The 21,384-nt window shown below is 71.0% G+C and carries 23 protein-coding genes; 7 read left to right on the plus strand and 16 right to left on the minus strand.

All coding sequences use genetic code 11. The features are described from left to right. Positions 1-14 precede the first annotated feature (14 nt). Together NH2_RS02570 and NH2_RS02575 are read right to left on the minus strand one after the other, a co-directional pair. Positions 15-257 carry an MbtH family protein gene (locus NH2_RS02570; RefSeq protein WP_011207082.1) on the minus strand — a complete coding sequence of 81 codons (243 nt, stop codon included), beginning with the start codon at positions 255-257 and terminating at the stop codon, positions 15-17. A gap of 115 nt (positions 258-372) precedes the next feature. Continuing rightward, positions 373-1,206 (minus strand): alpha/beta fold hydrolase, encoded by an 834-nt coding sequence (locus NH2_RS02575; protein ID WP_067647406.1) that lies wholly within the window; start codon positions 1,204-1,206, stop codon positions 373-375. Between the two features lie 217 nt (positions 1,207-1,423). On the opposite strand from NH2_RS02575, the gene NH2_RS29145 reads away from it, so the two are divergent. From NH2_RS29145 to NH2_RS02590, 4 genes are all read left to right on the plus strand, one after another. After that, complete coding sequence (locus NH2_RS29145) at positions 1,424-1,594, plus strand: hypothetical protein (protein WP_169811435.1); 171 nt, start codon at positions 1,424-1,426, stop codon at positions 1,592-1,594. 122 nt (positions 1,595-1,716) lie between these two features. Then, positions 1,717-3,300, plus strand: a complete 1,584-nt coding sequence (locus tag NH2_RS02580) for an alpha,alpha-trehalose-phosphate synthase (UDP-forming) (protein ID WP_067647410.1) — start codon at positions 1,717-1,719, stop codon at positions 3,298-3,300. 65 nt (positions 3,301-3,365) lie between these two features. Then, positions 3,366-4,088: a response regulator transcription factor gene (locus tag NH2_RS02585; RefSeq protein ID WP_067647413.1), complete on the plus strand. Its 723-nt coding sequence runs from the start codon at positions 3,366-3,368 to the stop codon at positions 4,086-4,088. Beyond that, positions 4,085-5,536, plus strand: coding sequence for a sensor histidine kinase (locus tag NH2_RS02590; protein WP_245650384.1), 1,452 nt, complete (start codon positions 4,085-4,087; stop codon positions 5,534-5,536). The genes NH2_RS02585 and NH2_RS02590 overlap by 4 nt, the downstream gene beginning before the upstream one ends. On the opposite strand, the gene NH2_RS02595 is transcribed toward NH2_RS02590, so the two are convergent. From NH2_RS02595 to NH2_RS02650, 12 genes are all read right to left on the minus strand, one after another. Beyond that, positions 5,523-6,005, minus strand: coding sequence for a h domain protein (locus NH2_RS02595; RefSeq protein WP_067647416.1), 483 nt, complete (start codon positions 6,003-6,005; stop codon positions 5,523-5,525). The two genes, NH2_RS02590 and NH2_RS02595, sit on opposite strands and share 14 nt — an antisense overlap. Positions 6,006-6,076: 71 nt before the next feature. Then, positions 6,077-6,943, minus strand: coding sequence for an Rv1363c family protein (locus NH2_RS02600; RefSeq protein WP_067647418.1), 867 nt, complete (start codon positions 6,941-6,943; stop codon positions 6,077-6,079). Further along, entirely contained in the window at positions 6,940-8,346 is a 1,407-nt protein-coding gene (locus tag NH2_RS02605; protein ID WP_067647421.1) for an MCE family protein, read from the minus strand. Before NH2_RS02605 ends, NH2_RS02600 begins: the two co-directional genes overlap by 4 nt. Next, positions 8,343-9,569 carry an MCE family protein gene (locus tag NH2_RS02610; RefSeq protein ID WP_067647424.1) on the minus strand — a complete coding sequence of 409 codons (1,227 nt, stop codon included), beginning with the start codon at positions 9,567-9,569 and terminating at the stop codon, positions 8,343-8,345. Before NH2_RS02610 ends, NH2_RS02605 begins: the two co-directional genes overlap by 4 nt. Continuing rightward, positions 9,566-10,834 carry an MCE family protein gene (locus tag NH2_RS02615; RefSeq protein ID WP_067647427.1) on the minus strand — a complete coding sequence of 423 codons (1,269 nt, stop codon included), beginning with the start codon at positions 10,832-10,834 and terminating at the stop codon, positions 9,566-9,568. The genes NH2_RS02610 and NH2_RS02615 overlap by 4 nt, the downstream gene beginning before the upstream one ends. Continuing rightward, complete coding sequence (locus NH2_RS02620) at positions 10,831-11,895, minus strand: MCE family protein (RefSeq protein ID WP_067647430.1); 1,065 nt, start codon at positions 11,893-11,895, stop codon at positions 10,831-10,833. Before NH2_RS02620 ends, NH2_RS02615 begins: the two co-directional genes overlap by 4 nt. Then, positions 11,892-12,923: an MCE family protein gene (locus tag NH2_RS02625; protein WP_281202003.1), complete on the minus strand. Its 1,032-nt coding sequence runs from the start codon at positions 12,921-12,923 to the stop codon at positions 11,892-11,894. Before NH2_RS02625 ends, NH2_RS02620 begins: the two co-directional genes overlap by 4 nt. Next, positions 12,920-14,134 (minus strand): MCE family protein, encoded by a 1,215-nt coding sequence (locus NH2_RS02630; RefSeq protein ID WP_084505171.1) that lies wholly within the window; start codon positions 14,132-14,134, stop codon positions 12,920-12,922. The genes NH2_RS02625 and NH2_RS02630 overlap by 4 nt, the downstream gene beginning before the upstream one ends. Positions 14,135-14,142: 8 nt before the next feature. Beyond that, complete coding sequence (locus NH2_RS02635; protein WP_067647433.1) at positions 14,143-14,994, minus strand: MlaE family ABC transporter permease; 852 nt, start codon at positions 14,992-14,994, stop codon at positions 14,143-14,145. Positions 14,995-14,998: 4 nt separating this feature from the next. Continuing rightward, positions 14,999-15,763 carry an MlaE family ABC transporter permease gene (locus NH2_RS02640; RefSeq protein ID WP_067647436.1) on the minus strand — a complete coding sequence of 255 codons (765 nt, stop codon included), beginning with the start codon at positions 15,761-15,763 and terminating at the stop codon, positions 14,999-15,001. A 241-nt stretch (positions 15,764-16,004) separates the two neighbouring features. Further along, on the minus strand, positions 16,005-16,910 hold the full coding sequence (locus NH2_RS02645) for a 3-oxoacyl-ACP reductase (RefSeq protein ID WP_067647439.1): 906 nt from the start codon (positions 16,908-16,910) through the stop codon (positions 16,005-16,007). 43 nt (positions 16,911-16,953) lie between these two features. After that, positions 16,954-17,142 (minus strand): ferredoxin, encoded by a 189-nt coding sequence (locus NH2_RS02650; RefSeq protein WP_067647442.1) that lies wholly within the window; start codon positions 17,140-17,142, stop codon positions 16,954-16,956. A 164-nt stretch (positions 17,143-17,306) separates the two neighbouring features. On the opposite strand from NH2_RS02650, the gene NH2_RS02655 reads away from it, so the two are divergent. Continuing rightward, on the plus strand, positions 17,307-18,500 hold the full coding sequence (locus NH2_RS02655; RefSeq protein ID WP_067647735.1) for an acyl-CoA dehydrogenase family protein: 1,194 nt from the start codon (positions 17,307-17,309) through the stop codon (positions 18,498-18,500). A 24-nt stretch (positions 18,501-18,524) separates the two neighbouring features. Beyond that, a complete protein-coding gene (locus NH2_RS02660) occupies positions 18,525-19,628 on the plus strand; it encodes an acyl-CoA dehydrogenase family protein (RefSeq protein ID WP_067647445.1) in 1,104 nt (367 codons plus the stop codon). Position 19,629: 1 nt separating this feature from the next. Here the strand turns inward: NH2_RS02660 and NH2_RS02665 are convergent, their stop codons facing one another. Then, positions 19,630-20,127, minus strand: a complete 498-nt coding sequence (locus NH2_RS02665) for a YybH family protein (protein WP_084505149.1) — start codon at positions 20,125-20,127, stop codon at positions 19,630-19,632. 66 nt (positions 20,128-20,193) lie between these two features. On the opposite strand from NH2_RS02665, the gene NH2_RS02670 reads away from it, so the two are divergent. Then, positions 20,194-20,532 carry a winged helix-turn-helix transcriptional regulator gene (locus NH2_RS02670; RefSeq protein ID WP_245650385.1) on the plus strand — a complete coding sequence of 113 codons (339 nt, stop codon included), beginning with the start codon at positions 20,194-20,196 and terminating at the stop codon, positions 20,530-20,532. Here NH2_RS02670 and NH2_RS02675 read toward each other — a convergent pair. Beyond that, positions 20,515-21,381, minus strand: a complete 867-nt coding sequence (locus tag NH2_RS02675) for an acyl-CoA thioesterase domain-containing protein (protein WP_084505150.1) — start codon at positions 21,379-21,381, stop codon at positions 20,515-20,517. The two genes, NH2_RS02670 and NH2_RS02675, sit on opposite strands and share 18 nt — an antisense overlap. Between the last annotated feature and the right edge of the window lie 3 nt (positions 21,382-21,384).

Below are 21,384 nucleotides of genomic sequence, written 5' to 3' on the forward strand. Positions count from 1 at the left end.
TATCGGAACGAGGGTCAGGACTGGGCGCCCTGGCGGGCCGCGTCGTCGGCGGCCATCGCGTCACGCAGGCTCTTGGGCCGCATGTCGGTCCAGTTCTTCTCCACGTACTCGACGCACGCGGCGCGGCTGTCCTCGCCGAAAACCACTCGCCATCCGGCCGGGACCTCCGCGAAGGCCGGCCACAGGGAGTGCTGTTCCTCGTCGTTGACCAGAACGAAGAAGCGGCCGTCTTCGTCATCGAAGGGGTTGGTGCTCATTTCACCTCACTGAGATACTGGCGCGTTGGTCGGGGATGGGGCCCGGGCACGACCACGATGAGCCCGAGCGTTGTTTCGACCCTAGCAAGCCGGGTGTTACCGCTGGGCCATTACCTCAGGCGGCGAAGAAATCCAGCAGGATCTTGTTCACCGCTTCGGGCCGCTCCAGGTAACCGTAGTGCCCGGCGTCGGGAACCTCCTGGTAGCGCGCGTTCGGGATGACATCGGCGACCTCGCGGGACAGGTAGGGCGGGATCATCCGATCGTCGGCGAAACCGACCGACAGGCACGGCACGGTGATGCCCCGGTACGCCTGTACCCGGTCGAAATCGTGGTCCATCTTGCGCTGGGCCCGGATACCCGGGGTGACCGGGCCTCCGGTGAACTCGAAGAGATCGAGCCAGTCGCGGGCGGCGTTGGTATCGGCCATGGTGGCGGGCGAGAGGTTCATGACGGCGGTGAGCGCGGCCTCGTACTTGGGCGGGAGCCGCACGCCGCTGGCGTCGAGCTCGTGCTCGCCGGCCGAGAGCGTCTTCTGGAACTGGTCGAGCCGGCCGTGCCCGGCCATGAAGACGGCCTTGCGGACCAGCTCGGGGCGGGCAAGCGCGAGCTCCTGGGCCACCCTGGCGCCCATGGAGGTGCCGACGACCAGCGCGGGGCCCTCGTCGAGCAGCTCGATGAGCCCGGCGGTGTCGGCGACCATCTGTTCGATGGCGATGCCGGACGCGGACTCGGACGACGGGGCGATGCCGCGGTTGTCGAAGGTGCAGACGCGGTAGCCCGCGGCCACGAGGGCGGGCACCTGGTGCAGCTCCCAGACCCGGCCGGGGCTGCCGGTACCCATGATCATGACGACCAGCGGGCCCGCGCCCTTGACATCGGTGCCCCTGGAGCGGTCGCCCTTGACCTGGTAGTTGAGCGAGATTCCGTTCACCGTTGCCAGCGGCATCGTTCTCGGTCCTTTCGTGGAGGTGCTTCGTGGTCCACGGTATAGGGAGCGGGGCGGCGGTGTGCACGGCACCGGCGGGGCTGTGGACAACTCGGGGGGTGTGCATGAACGTCGCGCGACGTGGCATTCGGAGCGCGGGCGCGGGGAACCCGCTCACCGGCGCCGGATATCATTGACTATTCGCAGAGACCAGCGTATTAGCCGGGAGGACTGACAGATGGCCGCGAAGGGCAGCGCGAACGACATCGCGGACGACGATCTCGAGCCATTGGCCGACGAAACCGCACGTCAGGCACAGCGGGTGGTCGCGGCGTACGCCGCGGACGCCGACGAGTGCCGGATGCTGCTGGCCATGCTCGGCATCGGGGCGGGCCCCCGCCCCGAGTAGACGTAACCGGACAGTCGACGCCGAGGGCGCCGTCGACGGGCCGGAACCGACGCACACAACAGCACACTGCGGCAGACGCTCGTCAGCGGCCTCGACGCGCAAAGGATGCGTGAGTGGATCACATGAACGACCACCAGTCCGACGACACCGACACCGTCTCGCCCGACGCCGGGCCCGAACCATCCGGCGGCGGCACCGCCGCCGACTACGCGCCCGTCGCGGGCAGCGGCTCCGGCTTCGTGGTCGTCGCCAACCGGTTGCCGGTCGACCTGGAGCGGCTGCCGGACGGCACCCGCCGCTGGAAGCGCAGCCCCGGTGGCCTGGTCACCGCGCTGGAGCCGGTGCTGCGCAGCAACAAGGGGGCGTGGGTCGGCTGGGCGGGCATCCCGGACGTCGACGTCGACCCGATCATCGAGGACGGACTGGAGCTGCACCCGGTGCCGCTCTCCGCCGACGAGGTGGCCGATTACTACGAGGGCTTCTCCAACGCCACGCTCTGGCCGCTCTACCACGACGTCATCGTGCGCCCGGTCTACGACCGGACCTGGTGGGCCGCGTACGTCGAGGTCAACCGGCGCTTCGCCGAGGCCACCGCGAAGGTGGCGGCGGAGAACGCGACCGTCTGGGTGCAGGATTATCAGCTCCAGCTGGTGCCGAAGATGCTGCGCATGCTGCGGCCGGATCTGACCATCGGCTTCTTCCTGCACATCCCGTTCCCGCCGGTCGAGCTGTTCATGCAGATGCCGTGGCGCACCGAGATCGTGGAGGGGCTGCTCGGCGCCGACCTGATCGGCTTCCACCTCCCCGGCGGCGCGCAGAACTTCCTCTACCTGGCCCGCAGGCTGGCCGGGCAGCCCACCTCGCGCGGCACCATCGGCGTGCGCTCCAAGCTGGGCGTGGTCCAGGTCGGGTTCCGCACGGTGCGGGTCGGCGCCTTCCCGATCTCGATCAACTCCGCGGAGCTGGACGAGCTCTCCCGGCGCCGGTCGGTGCGCGAGCGCGCCGCCAAGATCCGGGCCGAGCTGGGCAGCCCGAAGACCATCCTGCTCGGCGTCGACCGGCTGGATTACACCAAGGGCATCGATATCCGGCTGAACGCGCTGGAGGAGCTGCTCGTCGACGGCCGGGTCGACCCGACGCACACGGTCATGGTGCAGCTCGCGACGCCGAGCCGGGAGCGGGTGGACAGCTACATCCAGATGCGCGGTGACATCGAGCGCCAGGTGGGCCGGATCAACGGCGAGTTCGCCAGGGTCGGCTACCCGGTGGTGCACTACCTGCACCGGCCCATCCCGCGGGACGAGCTGGTGGCCTTCTTCGTCGCGGCCGACGTCATGCTGGTGACGCCGCTGCGCGACGGCATGAACCTGGTGGCCAAGGAGTACGTGGCCTGCCACAGCGGGCTGAACGGCGCGCTGGTGCTCAGCGAGTTCACCGGGGCGGCGGCCGAGCTGCGCCAGTCCTACCTCTGCAACCCGCACGACCTGGACAGCGTCAAGGACGCCATCGTCGCCGCGGTGGACGACGACCGCGACACCAGGCGCCGCCGCATGCGGGCGCTGCGCAGGCAGGTGCTCGCGCACGACGTCGACCGCTGGGCCAGGGCCTTCCTGGAGGCGCTCGCGCAGGATCAGGTGGCGGGCAGCGCGCTGGTGAACGTGGGCGACGAGGACGACGACGAGGTGGACCGCGACACCGACGACTGACGCGCACAGCGACTTCACAGGAAAGGTCAAGGGACTTCGGAGGCGGGTGACCGACGATGGTGTCCATGACTGGTGAGCCGGCCGAGGCCAGGGTGCTCGTCGTGGACGACGAGCCCATGATCGTGGAGTTGCTGGCGGTGAGCCTGCGGTTCCAGGGCTTCGAGGTGGAGACGGCGGCGGACGGCGCGCAGGCGCTGGACCGGGCGCGCGGTTTCCGGCCGCAGGCGCTGATCGTGGACGTCATGATGCCGGGCATGGACGGTTTCGGCCTGCTCCGCAGGCTCAGGGCCGACGGCATCACCGCGCCGGTGCTCTTCCTGACCGCGCGCGACGAGGTGCAGGACAAGGTGGCCGGGCTCACGCTCGGCGCCGACGACTACATCACCAAGCCGTTCTCGCTGGAGGAGGTGGTGGCCCGGCTGCGCGTCGTCCTGCGCCGCGCGGGCCACGGCGAGCCGCCGAAGGAGACCGCGCGGCTGCGCTTCGCCGATATCGAGCTGGACGACGACACCCACGAGGTGTGGAAGGCCGGTGCGCCGGTGGCGCTCTCGCCCACCGAGTTCACGCTGCTGCGCTACTTCATGGTCAATGCGGGCACCGTGCTCTCCAAGCCGCGGATCCTGGACCACGTGTGGCGCTACGACTTCGGCGGCGAGGTGGGGGTGGTCGAGACCTACGTCTCGTACCTGCGGAAGAAGGTCGACACCGGGAGCAGGCGGCTGATCCACACGCTGCGCGGGGTGGGGTACGTGATGCGCGAGCCGCAGCGCGCCGGCTCGGGGCGGTGAGCCGGGTCCCGGTGGCGAAGGCCCGCGGCGCGCTCGGCGCCCGGCTCTCGGCGATTCCGCTGCGCGTGGGGCTGGTACTGGCGCTGGTGCTGCTCTGCGCCGCCGGGCTTGGCGCCTCCGGCATGCTGGTCACCTCGGCGCTGGAGCGTTCGCTGCTGAACCGCACCGACCAGCAGCTGCGCGAGGCCGCGCTCTCCTGGGCCCGGCCGGACCGGCTGGTCGGGCCGCTGCCCGCGGACGGCAGGCAGCCGCCGAGCCCGTTCTTCGTCGAGGTGGAGCGGCCGGACGACCCCGCCCGGCTGGTGCTGCGCCCGTTCAATATCGACGCCACCCCGGCGCTGCCGCAGCCGCCGATCGGGCGGCCGGTGACCGTCGGCTCCTCCGACAGCGCCGAGGTGGAGTGGCGGGTGCTGAGCCTGCGCACCAGGGACGGCACCACCACGGTGGCGGCGCCGCTCACCCAGAACCGGGACACCGTCGACCAGCTGATCATGCTGCTGATGGTGGTCGGGGTGCTGGTGCTGGTGGCGCTCGGGGTGGCGGCGTACTTCGTGATCGACCGGAGCCTGCGGCCGCTGCGCGACGTCGAGCGCACCGCCGCCGCCATCGCCGCGGGCGACCTGCACCGCCGGGTGCCGCAGCAGAGCACCAAGACCGAGGTGGGCAGGCTCTCCCGCTCGCTGAACGGCATGCTGGCGCAGATCCAGCGCGCCTTCGAGGCGCGCACGGCCTCCGAGGAGGCGGCGCGGCACTCCGAGGAGCGCATGCGCCGCTTCGTCGCCGACGCCAGCCACGAGCTGCGCACCCCGCTCACCACCATCCGCGGCTTCGCCGAGCTCTTCCGGCAGGGCGCGACCAGCGATCCGGCGCTCGTCATGGCTCGGATCGAGCGCGAAGCGCAGCGCATGGGGCTGCTCGTCGAGGACCTGCTCATGCTGGCCAGAATGGACGCCGACCGCCCGCTGGACCTGGCCCCGGTCGACCTGCTGACGCTGGCCAGCGATGCCGTGCACAGCGCGCGGGTGCTGGCGGGGGCAGGTGCCGAGCACACCATCGAGCTGGCGGTGCGGCCGGGCACCGGGACGCTCGAGGTGCTCGGCGACGACACCCGGCTGCGGCAGGTGCTGAGCAACCTGCTGAGCAACGCGATGGTGCACACCCCGGCGGGCACCACCGTCACCGTGCGGCTCACGCCCGCGGCGGACGAGGTGCTGATCGAGGTGGCCGATACCGGGCCCGGGTTGCCCGCCGAGGAGGCGGAGCGGATCTTCGAGCGGTTCTACCGCACCGATTCCTCGCGGACCAGGGCCAGCGGTGGCACCGGGCTCGGGTTGTCGATCGTGCGGGCGCTGGTGACGGCGCACGGGGGAACGGTCACCGCCGCGAGTGAACCCGGGCGGGGCACCACGTTCACGGTGCGGCTGCCGAGGGACCTCACACCGGGGTGACGGCGGCGACCAGCCAGCGGTCGCCGTCCCGGTCCAGCTCGACCTTGACCCGGCTGCCGCTGGTGGTGCCCTGCGGGCTGTCCTTGCTGGTGGTGATCTGGTTCAGGAAGAGCATGACGACGGCGTTGCTCGCGTCGGCGGAGACGATGCCCGCGGCCTGGGCGTCGGCCTGCACGCTGAGCTGCTTCTCCTTGGCGCCGGGGGCGATGGCGTCCTGGATGAGGGTGAGGTAGTCGGCGCGGAAGTCGGGGGCCAGGTTGTCGGCGGCCTTGGGGAGTTCGGTGTCGACGGTGGTGAAGTCGTAGCTGAACATGGCGGAGACGGTGCGGCTCGCCGTGGTGGCGGCGTCGGCGCGGGCCTGCTCGGTGCGGTTGTCGTCCCAGAGGCGGTAGAAGTTCACGCCCGCCAGGACGGCCGCGGCGAGCAGCAGGACGGCCGCGGCACCGGCGAGGATCTTGGTTCGATTCATGCGGTATCCACTCGGCCTGAGCGCGGGCCCGACGCGGCCACGCTGCGCTTCCGTCTCCGGGGCTGACTCGCTCATGCCACGAACTCCACTTTCGACGCGGTGAGCCCCTCGTCGCCGCGGGCGACGGTGATGCGGAACCGGTAGTAGCGGGTCTGCGGCTCGGCCTGGCCCGCATTGGTCAGGGTCTGCTTGGCGGCGACCAGGACCTGGGCCGAGTTCTCGTCGTCGCGCTCCAGGGCGGCCTCGACGATCTCGCCGGTGGAGACGACCTTGGCCTGCTGGACGATGTCGGTGAAGGGGTCGACGCGGCCGTCGAACTCGGTTTTGAAGTCGCCGGAGGCCACAGAGAGGATGCGGTCGATGTCCTCGCGGGCGGAGTCGGCGCGGATGGTGGTGAGGTTCAGGACCGTCTGGCGGGCGGTCTGCAGGTACTCGTTGCGGCGCTCGTCCCTGGCGTCGTTCGCGCGGACCGCGAGGGTGGAGAGGACCGCGCTCGCCACGATCGCGATGGCGGCGATTGCCGCTGCCGCGGTCAGGGCGAGGCGCTTCCAGGAGCGCGTCGATTCGGTCGGCTCGGCAGGCGTCTCGTCGCCGTCCTTATCGAGCGCGACCTCCGCCGCGGGTTTCGCCGTCGCGGGCGCGGCCTTCGCCGACGGGGGATCGCCCGCAGCCACGGGCCCGGCCGCAGCAGGCGTGGGCTCGGCCGTGATCGGCTTTGTTGTCGACGACGCGGAATCGGATGCCGCGGGCTCGACCTTCGCCCGCACCGCACCCGGGCGGGAGGCCGGCGCGGCGGAACCGCCGTCATCCACCGCCCGCGCGGCATCGGCAGGGGCGGCACCCGCGCCCGCGTCGGAACCGGTGTCGGCGGGCGGCGGCCCCGCCGAGCGCATCGCCCGGCGGCGAGCCCGCGGCTTGTCGTCGTTGATCTCGCTCATCGTTGCTGCTCCTCGAGCATCGCCTGCCAGCTCGACGGTACCGTGCCGGACCCGTCGGCCAGATCGCCTTGCCGATACGAGCGCCCGTCGGGCCCCATGTACACGCCGGTGCCCGGATCGTAGGCCCGGGCCGAGGCGGGCGTCACGGCCGTGCCGTCGGAGCCGCCGGTGTACCCCGCGGGCTCGACCGGCTGCGGCGGCCCGAACGGCGGATTGTTGCCGAGCGGGGTGTACACACCGGTGCGGCACAGCTCCGGGGTGGGGGCCCGCCGCCCCGGGTACTCCTGGCAGGGCGTATTGCGGATACCGCGCACCGCCTCCGGCGCGTCCTGCGGCACCTTGCAGTACAGCCCGGACGGGGTATCCGGAATGTCGAGCAGGGTCGGGTCGCGGCGCTCTTCCGGCGGGAGGAAGCCGGTGGTGCAGGGCGGCGGGTCGTTGACCGTCACCATGAAGTCGACCATGGCGCCGTACTCCAGCGGCCCGCGCACGGCAGTGAGCAGCGCCGCCACCAGCGGCGGGTAGACGACCAGGATCTGCTCCAGCCCCGCGTGGTAGATGGTGCCGACCTGCCCGACGCTCACCAGATTGGCGAGCAGCAGCGGCAGCGTCGGCCGCAGCGTCTGGAACAGCTCGGTGACCTGCTGCATCGCGCCGGGCCCCGTGGCCAGGATGTTCCGCAGCGCCGGATCGTGCGCCCGCAGCTGGTCGGTCACGGTGGCGAGGTCCGCGGTCCAGCTGCGGATGTTCGCGTCCGACTGCACCTGGGTGCCGAGCAGCGGGCCGATCTGGTCGAGCAGCTGCTTGGTCGGCTCGACGCTGCTCTGTGCCTCCTGCACCAGCAGCGCGGCCGAGTCGATGAAACGCTGCAGGTCCGGCCCCGCGCCGTTGAAGGCGCGGAACGCCTCGTCGATGACCAGGCGCAGCCGGGTGTCGGCGACGCTGGAGAGCAGCCGATCGGTCTGGTCGAGCAGCGAGCCGACGTCCTGCGGCAGCTCGGTGCGGTCCACCGGGATGACGTCGCCGTCGCGCAGATTCCCGTCGCCGCTCCGATTCTCGGCGGGGATCAGGTCGACGTACTGCTCGCCGATGGCGGAGACGCTGCGCACCCAGGCGTCCACGTCCTCGGGGATCTTGTGGTCGCTGTCGATGGAGATGACCGCGTCCACCCCGGCGGGCGTCAGCTTCACCTCCTGCACCTTGCCGACATTGGTGCCGCGGTAGGCGACGTTGGCGTTGGGGTAGAGCCCGCCGGTGGCGGCGAGCTGCACCGTGACCTGGTAGCGGCCGATGCCGAGCATGGCGGGCACGCCGACGTAGGTGCCGCCCATGATGATCAGCCCGACCGCGGTCAGGATCGCGAAGATCACCAGCTGGATGCGGACGAAGCGGGTGAGCGTCATTGCCCGGCACCTCCTGCTCCTGGCAGCGGCACGGTCAGGCCGGGAATGGCGGGCAGCCCCGGGATCGGCGGCAGCCCGGGAATGGTCGGGGTCGGGCCGGGGCCCTGGTCGGGCGTGGCGAGCGGGCCGAGCGCGGGGTTGCCCGGCTGGCTGGCGGTCTCCGGCGCGATGGTGCCGAGCACCCCCTCGATGCCGCCGAAGCGGCCGCCGAGCGGGGTGCCGGTGAGCCAGTTGGAGTCGAGCCGGGCGGCGGTCAGGTCCAGCGTCATGAAGAGGTTCAGGTAGTCGCCCTTGATCGCCCGGTCCAGGTTCTTCATCGGGAACGGGAAGGTCGCGATGATCTTGAGCGACTCGGTGAGGTTGTGCCCGGTGTCGGCGAGCGTCTGCAGCACCGGGTGCAGCGCGGCGAGGTTGGCCTTCAGGTCGTCGCCGCCGGCGTCGATGATCCGCTCGGTGACGTCGCTGAGGTCGCCGAGCGCGGTGAGCGCCCTGGTGATCTCGGCCCGCCGGTCGGCGAGCACGGTGAGCGCGGGGTGAATGTCGGTGATGGCGGCGGCGAGCACGTCGCGCTGCGCCACCAGCTGCCCGCCGAGCCGGTCCAGCCCGCCCATGGCGTCGATAATGCTCTGGGTCTGGCCGTTCAGGCTGACGGTGAGGTCGTTGAGCTGGACGATCAGGTCGCGGACATCGCTCTCCCTGCCGGTCAGCGCGGTATTGAGCTCGCGGGTGATGTTCTCCAGCTGGGAGATGCCGCCGCCGTTCAGCACCACCGAGAGCGAGGAGAGCACCTGCTCGGTGGTCGGGTACACCGAGGCCCGGTCCAGCGGGATGGTGTCGCCGTCGCGCAGCTCGCCCTCCGGCGCGGTGTCCTTCGGCGGCGCCAGCTCGACGTGGTTGCTGCCGAGCAGGCTGGTCTGGCCGATGGCGGCGGTGGCATTGGCAGGCAGCCGCACGCCCTCCTCCAGCGAGACGGTGACCAGCGCGTGCCACCCCTCGACGTCGATATCGGCGACCGTCCCGACCGTCACGTCGTTCACCCGGACCGGCGAATTGCGGGTCAGCGTGGTGACGTTCGGCATCTGGATGCGCACCTGGTAGGCACCGGCGTCGGTGCCCTTGGCGCCGGGCATGGGGACCGAGTTCAGCCCGTCCCACTCGCAGCCGGTGGTGCCGAGCACGACCGCGGCGGCCGTGGCGAGCACGGCGAGACATCGGCGGTTCATCGCCCACCTCCCGGGATGGCGAGCCCGGCCAGCCCCTGCGGCACCGAGATCGGCGCCGGGGCGGGCGGCTGATCCCGCGGCCCCTCGGCGGCCAGGCTCGGCGGGCTGTAGACGAGCTGGTCAGGGAAGGCAGTGACGCCGGTCGCCGGGTTGGTCATGATCGGCAGGTAGTTCATGCCGAGCGACTGGATGACCGGGGCGAGGAACTCGTTGCAGAGGTCGGCGCTGCGGTCGGACTGGTTCTTCTCCAGCGCGCGCACCGAGCCGCAGAGGAAGCTCATGGGGTTGCCCGGGTTGGCGAGCGCGATGGCGCCGGTCAGCGTGCCCTGGGCAGGCTTGTAGAGCTGGTAGAAGTTCACCAGCGCGGTCGGGCCGGAGTGCAGCGCCTGCTCCAGCTCCGGGCGCTTGTCGGCCAGGATCTGGGTGGCCTGGGCCAGCTTCTGCACGCTGTCGGTGAGCTGGGTGCCGCTGTCGTCCAGGAAGCGGCGCACGTCCGCGATGGCCAGGTCGAGGTTGTCCAGCCCGGCGCCGAGCTCGGCCGAGACCCCGGCCAGCACCGAGGAGACCGAGGCCAGCCTGCCGCCGAACTGCACGATCTGCTCATTGCTCGCGCTCAGCACCTCGACGAACTTCTGCAGGTTGCGAATGGTGCCGAAGAGGTCGGTGCGGCCGTCGGAGAGCGTGGTCAGGGTGGCGGAGAGCTCGCGCAGGGTATCGCGGAAGCGCTCGCCATTGCCGTCCAGGTTGTCCGCGGCGACGTTCACGAAGCGGCCGAAGGAGCCCTGCTCGTCGTCGCCGACCGGGCCGAGCGTGGTGGCCAGCTTGGCGAGCTCGGTCTTGATGTCGTCCCACTCGACCGGAACGGCGGTGTGGTCCAAGCCGATGGTGGCGCCGTCGGCCAGCTTGGCGCCGCCGGTGTAGGCCGGGGCGAGCTGGATGAACCGCGCCGAGACCAGCGAGGGGGCGATCAGCACGGCGCGCGCGTCGGCGGGGACGTCGACGCCGCGGTTCAGCGTCATGGTCACCGCGACCTTGTCGTCGCCCGGCTCGATCTTGTCGATCCGCCCGACCTTGACCCCGAGCACCCGGATGTCGTCGCCCTCGTAGAGCCCCGCCGTCGACGGGAACTCGGCGGTCACGGTCGTGGTGCCGATCGTGCGCAGTCCGAAGTACCCGGCCACCGCGAGCACCGCGACGACCAGCACCGCGGCCCCGATCACGAGCGTCCGGCGCGGGAGATTGCTGATGGTGTTCCGCACGGTCATCGCGGCGGCTCCTGAACGGCTGGCCCGATCGAGGGCGGTGGGTCGGCGAGGTACTGGCGCAGCGAGTCCGGCAGGTGCTGCGGCCAGACCAGCGAGTCGACCAGGATCTGCAGCCCGGTGCTGGTCGCGTTCACCACGTACGCCTGGAAGTACGGGCCGCTGCCGACCTGCTCGCCGAGCGCCGCGGAGAACGGGCCGAGCCGGTCCAGCGCCAGCGAGATGTTCTCCCGGTTCCTGGTGAGCAGGTCGAGCACCTGGTCCAGCTTCTGCAGCGCCGGGTTCAGCTGGGCCTCGTTGTCCGCGATCACCCCGCGCAGCTGCTGTGCCAGGCCGTTCACGTAGACGATGAGCTGGCTGATCGCGGTGCGCCTGCGGTCCAGCTCGCCGAGGAGCTCGTTGCCGTCGAGCAGCAGCGCGTTGATCTGGGTGCCGCGCTCGGCCAGGATCTCGGTTACCCGCTGCGCCCTGGCCAGCAGGTCGGTGAGGGCCTGGTCGCGGGTATTGATGCTGCGCGAGAGCGCGGTGACGCCGTCCAGCGCGGAGCGCAGCGGGGCCGGGGTGTCGGCGAAACTCACCGAGAGCGCGTCCAGCGTCTCGTCCACCCGCTGCATGTCCAGCCCCTGCACGGTGCCCGCCAGGTCGCCGAGCGCCTCGTTCAGCGAGTACGGCGAGTTGGTGCGCTCCAGCGGGATGGTGTCGGTGGTGCGCAGCGTGCCCGGCCCGTCCGGCACCACCTCCAGCGACTTGCGGCCGAGCACGGTATTGGTCTTGATCGCCGCCCCGGTCTTCTCGCCGAGCACGATCGACTCGTCGAGGCTGAAGGTGACCAGCACCTTGGCGCCGTCCAGCCGGACGTCCTCGACCCGGCCCGAGCGCACCCCGGCCACCTGCACCGCGTCGCCCGGGACCAGCCCGCCCGCGTCGCCGAAGAAGGCGGTGTAGGTGGCGCCGGAGCGGATGAAGGGCAGCCGGTCGAACTGCAGCGCCGACAGCGCGACGGCGACGGCGAGCACGAGGCCGACGATGCCGATGGTCATGGTGGGGGAACGCTGGTCGCTCATTCGGTATCAGCGCACCTTCCACTCGACTGCGGGCCGGGGAGGTTGACCTGGATCGGCTGCCCGTCCGGGCCGTCCATCACGATGTTCGTCTCGCAGACGTAGAGCTGCAGGAAGGAGCCGTAGGAGCCGATCCGGATGAGCTTGCGGTAGGTCTCCGGCAGCCGGTCGAGCACCCACTGCACGTCGGCCTCGCCCGCGTTCAGGTTGGCGGCCAGCCGATCGGTCTGCGCGATGGTGGCGCGCAGGTCGGGGCGGGCCTGGGCGAGCAGGTCGGTGAGGTCGCCGGTGGCGCCCGCGATCCGGGGCAGCGCGGCGCCGATCGGGTCGCGGTCGGCGGCCAGCCCGCTGACCAGGCGCTGCAGCTCGGCGATGGTGGTCTCGAACTGGTCGCCGCGCTCGTCGATGGTGGCGAGCACGGTGTTCAGGTTGGTGATCACGCTGCCGATCAGGGCGTCCCGGTCGGCCAGGGTGCGGGTGAAGGAGCCACCGCTGTTCAGCAGCGAGACCAGGGTGCCGCCCTGACCCTGGAAGATCTGTAACAGCGCATTGGTCAGGTCGTTCACCTGGCCCGGGTCCAGCCCGCGGAGCAGCGGCTTGAAGCCGCCGAGCAGCATGTCCAGGTCGAGCGCGGGCGCGGTGCGCTCCAGCGGGATGCTGCCGCCGTCCGGCAGCTCCTCGGCCGAGCCCGGCCCCTCCAGCAGCTCCAGGTATCGGTCGCCGACCAGGTTCTCGTACCGGATGGCGGCCCTGGTGCTGGTGAAGAGCGGGAACCGGCGGTCGACGTCGAACTCGACGTGCGCGCGGTGATCGTCGCCGACCCGCACCGAGGTCACCGAGCCGACCGGCACCCCGGCGATCCGCACCTTGGCGCCAGGCAGCATGCCGGACGAGCTGGTGAAGACGGCGTGGTACCCGTCCTCCCTGGAGAACCGCATCTGGCTGAAGACCACGACCAGCCCGGCGAAGATCAGCGTCATCACCACGGTGAAGATGCCGAGCTTGATCGCGGTGGCATTGCTGCGTTTCACGGCTGTCCCACCCCCGGCATGCCTGCGAAGAGGATCTCGAACACCTTGGGGCCGTTCGGCCGGAGCGTGGTGCTCGGGGTGTACGGCGCGCCCTCGCTGGTGTCGGTGACGGTGTAGTCCGAGTGCATGCCGGGGTAGCGGTCGGAGATGCCGCGGCAGCTCGGGCCGCCGGTGGCGTTCACCTTGGGCAGGTCGCGCGGGTAGGTGTACGGCTCGGCGCCGTACATGAAGTTGGTGTTCAGCGCGACTCCCTCCTGGCCGCCGCCGAAGACCGCCTCACCCAGCGGCAGCGCCGTGGCCAAGCCGTTGACCAGGCAGTACAGCGCGGGCGAGTACTCGTTCAGCAGCGCGGTGGTCGGGGTGAGCAGGTCGAGCGCGGTGATCACCTGGGTTTCGTTCTCGCGCAGCACCGCGCCGGTGGTGTCGGCCATGCCGATCACGTTCAGCAGCAGGCCGTCGAAGTCGCGCTGCTCCTGGACGAGGGTGCCGCCGGTGACGGTCAGGTTGTCGACCGTGCGGAGCAGGTCGGGCGCGGCGTCGGCGTAGATATTCGTGACCTGGGCGGTGGCGTCGAGATCGCGCTGCAGCGTGGGCAGGTACGGGTTCATCTCGCGCAGGTAGGCGTCGCTGGTGCTGAGCAGCTCGCCGAGCGTCTGGCCGCGGCCGTCGAGCGCGGAGCCGATCGCGGCCAGCGTGGCGTTCAGCTTCTCCGGCTCCAGCGCGTTCAGCACCTGGGAGAGGTGCTGGAAGATGGTGTCGAATTCGACCGTCACCGATTCGGCGGCCACCGTCGCGCCCGCGCGCAGCGGGGTGCTCGACGGGTCGTCCGGGATCACGAAGTTGATGTACTTGGCGCCGAAGACGGTGGTCGAGCGGATGTCGACGCGGGCGTTCGAGGGCACCATGTGCAGCTGGTCCGGGTCGAGCGCGAGCGAGATCCTGGCGTCCTCGCCGGTGGTGTCCACCGCGGTGACCCGGCCGATCTCCACCCCGCGCACCCGCACCTTGGCATCCGGGTCGAGCACGAGGCCGCTGCGCGGCGCCTCCACGGTGACCGCCGCGACCGGGGTGAATCCGCCGACGAACATGGTGAGCGCCACCGCAGCCACGGCCACGAGCAGGAGCACCATCGCCAGCCCGGCCAGCTTGAGCCCGAACCGCTCCCGGAACCGGGCTACCCGGCCCGGCTCCGCGCGTTGCTGCGTCGTCATCGTCCGCGTCACCCCGAGAGATGGAAGTTGCCGGAGGTTCCGTAGATCGCCAGCGAGATCAGCAGCGTCACCGAGACCACCGCGACCAGCGAGGTGCGCACCGCATTGCCGACCGCGATGCCGACACCCACCGGGCCGCCCGCCGCGGTGTAGCCGTAGTAGGTGTGGATCAGCATGATCGCGAGCGCCATGAAGATGGCCTGCGCGAAGGACCACAGGATGTCGCTGGGGATCAGGAACGTGGAGAAGTAGTGGTCGTAGACGCCCGCCGACTGCCCGTAGATCACCACGGTGGCGAAGCGGCTGGCCACGAAGGAGGCGATCACCGCGAGCGCGTAGAGCGGGATGATCGCGATCATCCCGGCCAGCACCCTGGTGCCGACCAGGTACGGCACCGGCCGGATCGCCATGGATTCCAGCGCGTCGATCTCCTCGGCCACCCGCATGGCGCCGAGCTGGGCGGTGGAGCCGGCGCCGATGGTGGCGGCCAGGCCGATGCCGGAGATCACCGGCGCCGCGATGCGCACATTGATGAAGGCGGCGAAGAAGCCGGTCAACGCCTCGACGCCGATATTGCCGAGCGAGCTGTAGCCCTGCACCGCGATGGTTCCGCCGGCGAAGAGCGTCAGGAACCCGACGATCACCACCGTGCCGCCGATCACCGCGAGCGCGCCGGTGCCCATGCTGATCTCGGCGATCAGCCGGATGGTCTCGGTGCGGTAGTGCGTGAGCGCGCGCGGCACCGAGGCCAGCGCCTGCAGGTAGAAGACGGCCTGCTTGCCGATGGCGTCGAGCGAGTCCGAGCTGCGGCGCAGCCGCCGGACAGTGCGCGGGAAGCGGGACTGGATCACGAAGGCCACGGCGTCACCGCACCGTGAACTTGATGCCGGCCGCGGTGACGACCACGTTCACCACGAAGAGCGCCATGAAGGCGAAGACGACCGTCTGATTCACCGCGTCGCCCACGCTCTTCGGCCCGCCCTTGACGTTCAGCCCGAGGTAGCAGGCGACCAGCCCGGCGATCAGCCCGAAGAGCCCCGCCTTCACCTCGGAGATGATCAGCTCGGGCAGGTGCGTGAGCAGCGTGATCCCGTTGACGAAGGCGCCGGGGTTCACGTCCTGCAGGAAGACCGAGAAGAGGAAGCCGCCCGCGATGCCGATCGTGCAGACCAGGCTGTTCAGCATCAGCGCGACGAACATCGAGGCCAGCACGCGCGGAACCACAAGGCGCTGAACCGGATCGATGCCGAGCACCCGCATGGCATCGATCTCCTCGCGGATGGTGCGGGCGCCGAGGTCGGCGCAGATCGCGGTGGCGCCTGCGCCCGCCACGATGAGCACCGTGACGATCGGCCCCACCTGGGTCACCGAGCCGAATGCGGCGCCGGCACCGCTCAGGTCGGCGGCGCCGATCTCGCGCAGCAGGATGTTCAGCGTGAAGCTGACCAGCACCGTGAACGGAATCGCGACCAGCAGCGTCGGCACCAGCGACACCCTGGCGATGAACCAGGACTGATCGATGAACTCGCGCGCCTGGAACGGGCGGCGGAAGGCCGCGCGCCCGACGTCGGCGGTGAGTTCGAAGAATCCCCCGACGGCCCTGAGGGGCACCGCAAGGACGGGGTTCATCGGCGATCCTCCTTGCTCGACCCTGCTTCGCATGATTAGAACATGTTCACCCCGCTAGAAGCGGGATTTCAGCACTTTGAAGTGCTGATTTCCTCCAATTACGGGGATGGAATTGTAACGAGTGTCTATTCAGAACCGGACAGGTGTCTGTGAGGCACCCCACAGCGCAATCCCATGTCTACCCTGCGTGGCCGCTGTGATCAACAGTCCTGGACAGGTGATCAACAGGGCGGTGCGGCTATCAACCCAGGTCGTGCAGCGACTTGGCGGAGAAAGTACGCCCATCGGGGCGCTCGGCGAAGTAGGCGCCGAGTGTCTCGGCCAGTCCCGCGTCGGACCACTCCGCGCCGGGCGCATCGAACCGCTGCTCCACCTCGGGCGCCGCCATCAGCGCCACCATCGGGCCGTACACCACGAACACCTGCCCACTCACCGCCGCCGCGGCGGGCGAGGCCAGGTAGGTCACCAGCCGGGCCACGTGCTCGGGGCCGAGCGGATCCACCTCATCGGCCGGGGCGGCACTGAAGACCGCCGCCGTCATGGCGGTGCGGGCGCGCGGGCAGATGGCGTTGGCGCGCACGCCGAACCGGGCGAGGCCGCGCGCCGCCGAGAGCGTCAGCGCGGTGATGCCCGCCTTGGCGGCGCCGTAGTTCGCCTGCCCCTCCGGGCCGAGCAGCCCGGCCTCCGACGAGGTGTTCACGATCCGGCCGTAGACCGGGGCGCCCGCCGCCTTGGACTTGCCGCGCCAGTAGGCGCCCGCGTTCCTGGTGAGCAGGAAGTGGCCGCGCAGGTGCACCGCGATCACCGCGTCCCACTCCTCGTCGGACATGTTGAACAGCATGCGGTCCCGGGTGATGCCTGCATTGTTGACCACGATGTCCAGCCCGCCGAAGGCCTCGTCGGCCGTGGCGATCAGCGCGTCGGCGGTATCCCGCTCGGCGACGCTGCCCGGCACGAACTCGGCCTTGGCGCCGAGCGCGCGGATCGCGGCCAGCGTCTCGGCCACCGCCTCGTTCTCGCTCAGGTCGTTGACCACGACCGAAGCGCCCGCGGCGGCCAGGGCGAGCGCCTCGGCCCTGCCGAGCCCGGCGCCCGCCCCGGTCACGATCGCCACTCGCCCGGCCAGGATCGGTTCTGCTTCGCTCACGGCGCCGACTTTAGAACGTGTTCCAGTTCACCGCAAGCAATTCTCAGGAGAGCCGCAGCGCGGCCTTGGGGCACTGCGCCACCGCCTCCTGCACCGCGGTGCGGTCGGCGTCGGCTACCTCGTCACCGTGGATGTGCAGGTAGTCGTCATCGTCGAGTTCGAACACGTCGGGGGCGATTCCGACGCAGACGCCGTTCGCTTCACACTGGTCGGTATCGAGGTTGATCTTCATCGGGCTCTCCTCTGCCTACGCCGCGGCTCGCGCGCCGGATCCGCTCCGGTCCGTGGATCAATACTGGAACATGTTTCAGCCGATATGCAATGATCGGGACAATCCATTCCCGTCGAAGCCCCCGAGTGGCTCTCCTCGACCGATCCGAGTATGAGGTTCTGCCGATGCGCATCGCGTACACGCCGCAACAGGAGCGACTCCGCGCCGAGCTCCGCGCCTACTTCGCGAAGCTGATCACCCCCGAGCGCCGGGCGGCGCTGAGCGCGCAGACCGGCGAGTACGGCGAGGGCAATGTCTACCGCGAGGTCGTCGCCGAGATGGGCAGGGACGGCTGGCTGGCGCTCGGCTGGCCGGAGGAGTTCGGCGGCCAGAACCGGCCGATCCTGGATCAGCTCATCTTCACCGACGAGGCCGCCATCGCGGGCGCGCCGGTGCCCTTCCTGACCATCAACTCGGTGGCGCCGACGATCATGCACTACGGCACCGACGAGCAGAAGAAGTTCTTCCTGCCCAGGATCGCGGCGGGCGAGCTGCACTTCGCCATCGGCTACTCCGAGCCGGGGGCAGGCACCGACCTGGCCTCGCTGCGCACCGCGGCGGTGCGCGACGGCGACGACTACGTGATCAACGGCCAGAAGATGTGGACCAGCCTGATCGCCTACGCCGACTACATCTGGCTGGCCGTGCGCACCGACCCGAATGCCCGCAAGCACAAGGGCATCTCGATGCTCATCGTGCCGACCACGGCCGAAGGCTTCTCCTGGACGCCGGTGCACACCATGGCGGGCCCGGACACCAGCGCCACCTACTACCAGGACGTTCGCGTTCCGGTGACGTCCAGGGTCGGCGAGGAGAACGGCGGCTGGTCGCTGGTGACCAACCAGCTCAACCACGAGCGGGTGGCGCTCACCTCCGCCGCGGCGCTGCAGCTCGCGCTGCGGCAGACCGTCGAGTGGGCGCGGGAGACCACGGCGCGGGACGGCAGCCGGGTGATCGACCGGGAGTGGGTGCAGCTCAATCTGGCCCGGGTGCACGCCAAGGTCGAGCACCTCAAGCTGCTGAACTGGGAGATCTCCAGCCGGGCCGACGCCGGTGGCGACGCCGCGCCGCGGCAGTGGGACGCCTCGGCCTGCAAGGTGTACGGCACCGAGCTCTCCACCGAGGCGTACCGGCTGCTCATGGAGGTGCTCGGCCCGCAGGCGTACCTGCGCCAGGACTCCCCCGGCGCGGTGCTGCGCGGGCGGCTGGAGCGCATGCACCGGGCCGCGCTCATTCTCACCTTCGGCGGCGGCACCAACGAGATCCAGCGCGACATCATCGCCATGACCGCGCTGCGCCAGCCCGCCGCCGCCCGCTGACCGTCACCGGAGAGGTTTGCAACCATGGATTTCACCCCCACCGAGGCGCAGCAGGATCTGGGCAGGCTGACCGCGGAGGTCTGCGGCAAGCTCGTCACCTCCGACCGGCTGCGCGAGCTCGACACCGCCCCGATCCGCTTCGACGAGCCGCTCTGGGCGGCGCTGACCGAGGCCGGGATTCCGGCGGCGACGCTGCCGGAATCGGCGGGCGGCAACGGTTTCGGCGTGCTCGAGCAGACCGCGGTGCTGCGTGAGCTCGGCAAGCACGTGGCCGCGGTGCCGTACCTGTGGTCCGCGGTGCTCGGGGCCGGTGCGCTCGCCGAGTTCGGCTCCGAAGCGCAGCGGGAGCTCGCCGGGCGGGCCCTGCTCACCGTCGCGCTGGCCGAGGAGCGGAACTGGGGTGGCGTTCCGGCCGCCACCGGGGTCGCGGACGGCGGCGCGCTGACGGTGACCGGGGAGCTGATCACGGTGCCGTTCGCGGCGCAGGCGGAGCGGATCCTGGTTCCGGTCGCCGTGGGCGGTGCCGTCGCCGTGGCGCTGGTCGACCCCGCCGGGCCCGGCGTCACGATCACCGAGCAACTGGTGGTCGACCGCAGCCCCGAGTACCTGGTCGCGCTCGCCGGAGCCCCCGCCGAGCTGGTCGGCTCGCTCGACGACGGCGCGCGGGTGCTCGACTGGCTGCGGCTGCGCGCCTGGCTCGGGCTCGCCGCGCTGCAGCTCGGCACCCTGGAGCGGGCGCTGGAGCTGGTGGCCGGGTACGCGCGCGAGCGCGAGCAGTTCGGCAAGCCGGTCGGCAGTTTCCAGGCGGTCGCGCAGCGGCTCGCCGATGCCTACATCGACGTCCAGGGGCTTCGGCTCGCCGTCACCCAGGCCGCGTGGCAGCTCGCCGAGGGGCTGGACGCGGCAGGCGCGGTGCACACCGCCAAGTTCTGGGCCGCCGAGGCGGGGCACCGGGTCGCGCACACCGTCGTGCACGTGCACGGTGGTGTCGGGATCGACCGCGACCACATCGTGCAGAGCTACTTCATCGCCGCCAAGCACAACGAGTTCGCTCTCGGCGGTGCCACCGACCACCTCCGCGCCATCGGCGCCCTCTTCGCCGACCGCGCGGATATCGCCGCGCTCTGACTCACGCCAGCCTGCGGTTCAGCTCCGCGCTCGCCCGGAGGACCTGATCCGCGGCCTCGTCGAAGGGCCGCTCGTCGGTTGCGGCGGCCCTGTCCGACTCGGCCACGCCGAACGGGTTATCGATGACGTAGCGCCACAGACCGTCGGCGCCACGGCGGGCGACGTCCGTGGCGGTGCCTTCGATGCGGACGGAACCGTCGGGGCCTTCGATGACCCAGTCGACGATCAGCAGGGCGATGTCGTCGGCGACGTAGGCGTGGCGCGGCTCGACGGCGATCGGCAGGCCGAGGGCGAGGAACTCGGCGGTGGCGGAGGCGAGCCCGGCGCCGGTCACGGGTGCGCCGGGGCGGGGTACCAGGACGGCCCGCTCCTCGTACACGGCGGCGACCGCCTCCGGTGACCCGGAGTTGAAGGCCGCCGCGAAGACGTGCGGGTGTTGCCTGGCGTCGGCGGTGAGGGTGACAGTGGACGCATGGCCGGTGCCGTTTTCGATGCTCATGCGACGAGCCAAGCGCGTGTGAACGTAGCTCACCAAACAGAAACCTCCGGGTGGGACGCCGAATTGGTGCCGACCGAGCCCGGCCGCACCCCGCGCCCGGAGCCCACCTGCCCGGTCGAGGCGGCGCTCGCGGCTGTCTCCGGCCGCTGGACGACCCTGGTACTCAGGGAGCTCATGCACGGCCCGAGTTCGTTCGGGGACCTGGCCGCGCGGTTACCGGAGATCAGCCCGAAGGTACTCACCGAACGGCTGCACGGCCTGCGCGACGGCGGCCTGGTGCATCGAGAGCGACTCGCCGGCTTCCCGGTGCGCACCCGCTACGCCCTCACCCCCGCCGGGGAAACCCTCCGCCCCCTACTGATCGAGCTCTATCGAACCGGGGAGCGGCTACTCCGCCACGCGTGAAGCGCGCCGCTCGGCGGCGGCTTTTCGCCGCGCGTCGACCGCCTCGTTCTCCCGCGTGAAATCCACCTGCGCGGCCGGATTGGCGACAGCGGTGACGAGGCAACTGCCGAACACCCCGTCGAGGTCGAAGAGCGTCGCGGTACCGACCGAAACTCCATCGACCCCGATGTGATTGTCCGCCTCGACCCCGATCGACCTCCCGCGCGGCAACCGCGCGAGGGCGAGCGTCAGGTCACCGTTGATGAACCCGACCCCCTCGGTCCCCCAGTTCGTCATGAGGCTGGTCGACTCCCCGATGACCGCCGCGGCGGCGAACGGCCCCGCCGGCTCGTCGAGCAGCACCGGAACCGGCTCCTGCCAGCACCGCTTACGGCTGTCGTTCTGATGCTCGCCGAGCTCCGGGCTCCACCCGGCCGGGTGCGCGTCGCTGCCCCAGATGTGCGTCGCGCTCCCGGCGCGCAGCGCGGCGGGCGGCGGCGCGGGCTGCGCGGCACGGCTCCAGAGCGCGCCCGGCGGCTGCTCGGAGCGGCGCAGGAAGACGGCGCCGGCCCTGGCCACCACATTGCCGTCCTGATGCAGCTCGGCGTCGGCGACCACGATCCGGCGCCCGGTGCGCGCCGCGCTGGTGGTGAGCTCGAGCGGCTTGCGCAGGGTGGGGCGGAAGAGGTCGACGGTGAGCCGGGCAGGCACGAACTCCGGCGCGCCGAACTCCCGGTCCAGGCACTCGGCGAGCAGCCCGCAGAGCGCGGGGCCGTTCACCATGTCCGGCGACCACGCGCTGGCCGCCATGGCCAGCGGCGTGAACACCCGCTCGGCGGTGCGCTCGAAGAACGCCCACGGAAGATCCATCTC

The sequence above is a fragment of the Nocardia harenae NBRC 108248 genome (genome assembly GCF_001612885.1).
Lineage (GTDB): Bacteria > Actinomycetota > Actinomycetes > Mycobacteriales > Mycobacteriaceae > Nocardia > Nocardia harenae.

Bases quoted from the DNA above. Each gene is read 5' to 3' on its own strand.
- NH2_RS02570 (WP_011207082.1), bottom strand. From the start codon at position 257: ATGAGCACCAACCCCTTCGATGACGAAGACGGCCGCTTCTTCGTTCTG.
- NH2_RS02575 (WP_067647406.1), bottom strand. From the start codon at position 1,206: ATGCCGCTGGCAACGGTGAACGGAATCTCGCTCAACTACCAGGTCAAG.
- NH2_RS29145 (WP_169811435.1), top strand. From the start codon at position 1,424: ATGGCCGCGAAGGGCAGCGCGAACGACATCGCGGACGACGATCTCGAG.
- NH2_RS02580 (WP_067647410.1), top strand. From the start codon at position 1,717: ATGAACGACCACCAGTCCGACGACACCGACACCGTCTCGCCCGACGCC.
- NH2_RS02585 (WP_067647413.1), top strand. From the start codon at position 3,366: ATGACTGGTGAGCCGGCCGAGGCCAGGGTGCTCGTCGTGGACGACGAG.
- NH2_RS02595 (WP_067647416.1), bottom strand. From the start codon at position 6,005: ATGAATCGAACCAAGATCCTCGCCGGTGCCGCGGCCGTCCTGCTGCTC.
- NH2_RS02600 (WP_067647418.1), bottom strand. From the start codon at position 6,943: ATGAGCGAGATCAACGACGACAAGCCGCGGGCTCGCCGCCGGGCGATG.
- NH2_RS02605 (WP_067647421.1), bottom strand. From the start codon at position 8,346: ATGACGCTCACCCGCTTCGTCCGCATCCAGCTGGTGATCTTCGCGATC.
- NH2_RS02610 (WP_067647424.1), bottom strand. From the start codon at position 9,569: ATGAACCGCCGATGTCTCGCCGTGCTCGCCACGGCCGCCGCGGTCGTG.
- NH2_RS02615 (WP_067647427.1), bottom strand. From the start codon at position 10,834: ATGACCGTGCGGAACACCATCAGCAATCTCCCGCGCCGGACGCTCGTG.
- NH2_RS02620 (WP_067647430.1), bottom strand. From the start codon at position 11,895: ATGAGCGACCAGCGTTCCCCCACCATGACCATCGGCATCGTCGGCCTC.
- NH2_RS02630 (WP_084505171.1), bottom strand. From the start codon at position 14,134: ATGACGACGCAGCAACGCGCGGAGCCGGGCCGGGTAGCCCGGTTCCGG.
- NH2_RS02640 (WP_067647436.1), bottom strand. From the start codon at position 15,763: ATGAACCCCGTCCTTGCGGTGCCCCTCAGGGCCGTCGGGGGATTCTTC.
- NH2_RS02650 (WP_067647442.1), bottom strand. From the start codon at position 17,142: ATGAAGATCAACCTCGATACCGACCAGTGTGAAGCGAACGGCGTCTGC.
- NH2_RS02655 (WP_067647735.1), top strand. From the start codon at position 17,307: ATGCGCATCGCGTACACGCCGCAACAGGAGCGACTCCGCGCCGAGCTC.
- NH2_RS02660 (WP_067647445.1), top strand. From the start codon at position 18,525: ATGGATTTCACCCCCACCGAGGCGCAGCAGGATCTGGGCAGGCTGACC.
- NH2_RS02665 (WP_084505149.1), bottom strand. From the start codon at position 20,127: ATGAGCATCGAAAACGGCACCGGCCATGCGTCCACTGTCACCCTCACC.
- NH2_RS02675 (WP_084505150.1), bottom strand. From the start codon at position 21,381: ATGGATCTTCCGTGGGCGTTCTTCGAGCGCACCGCCGAGCGGGTGTTC.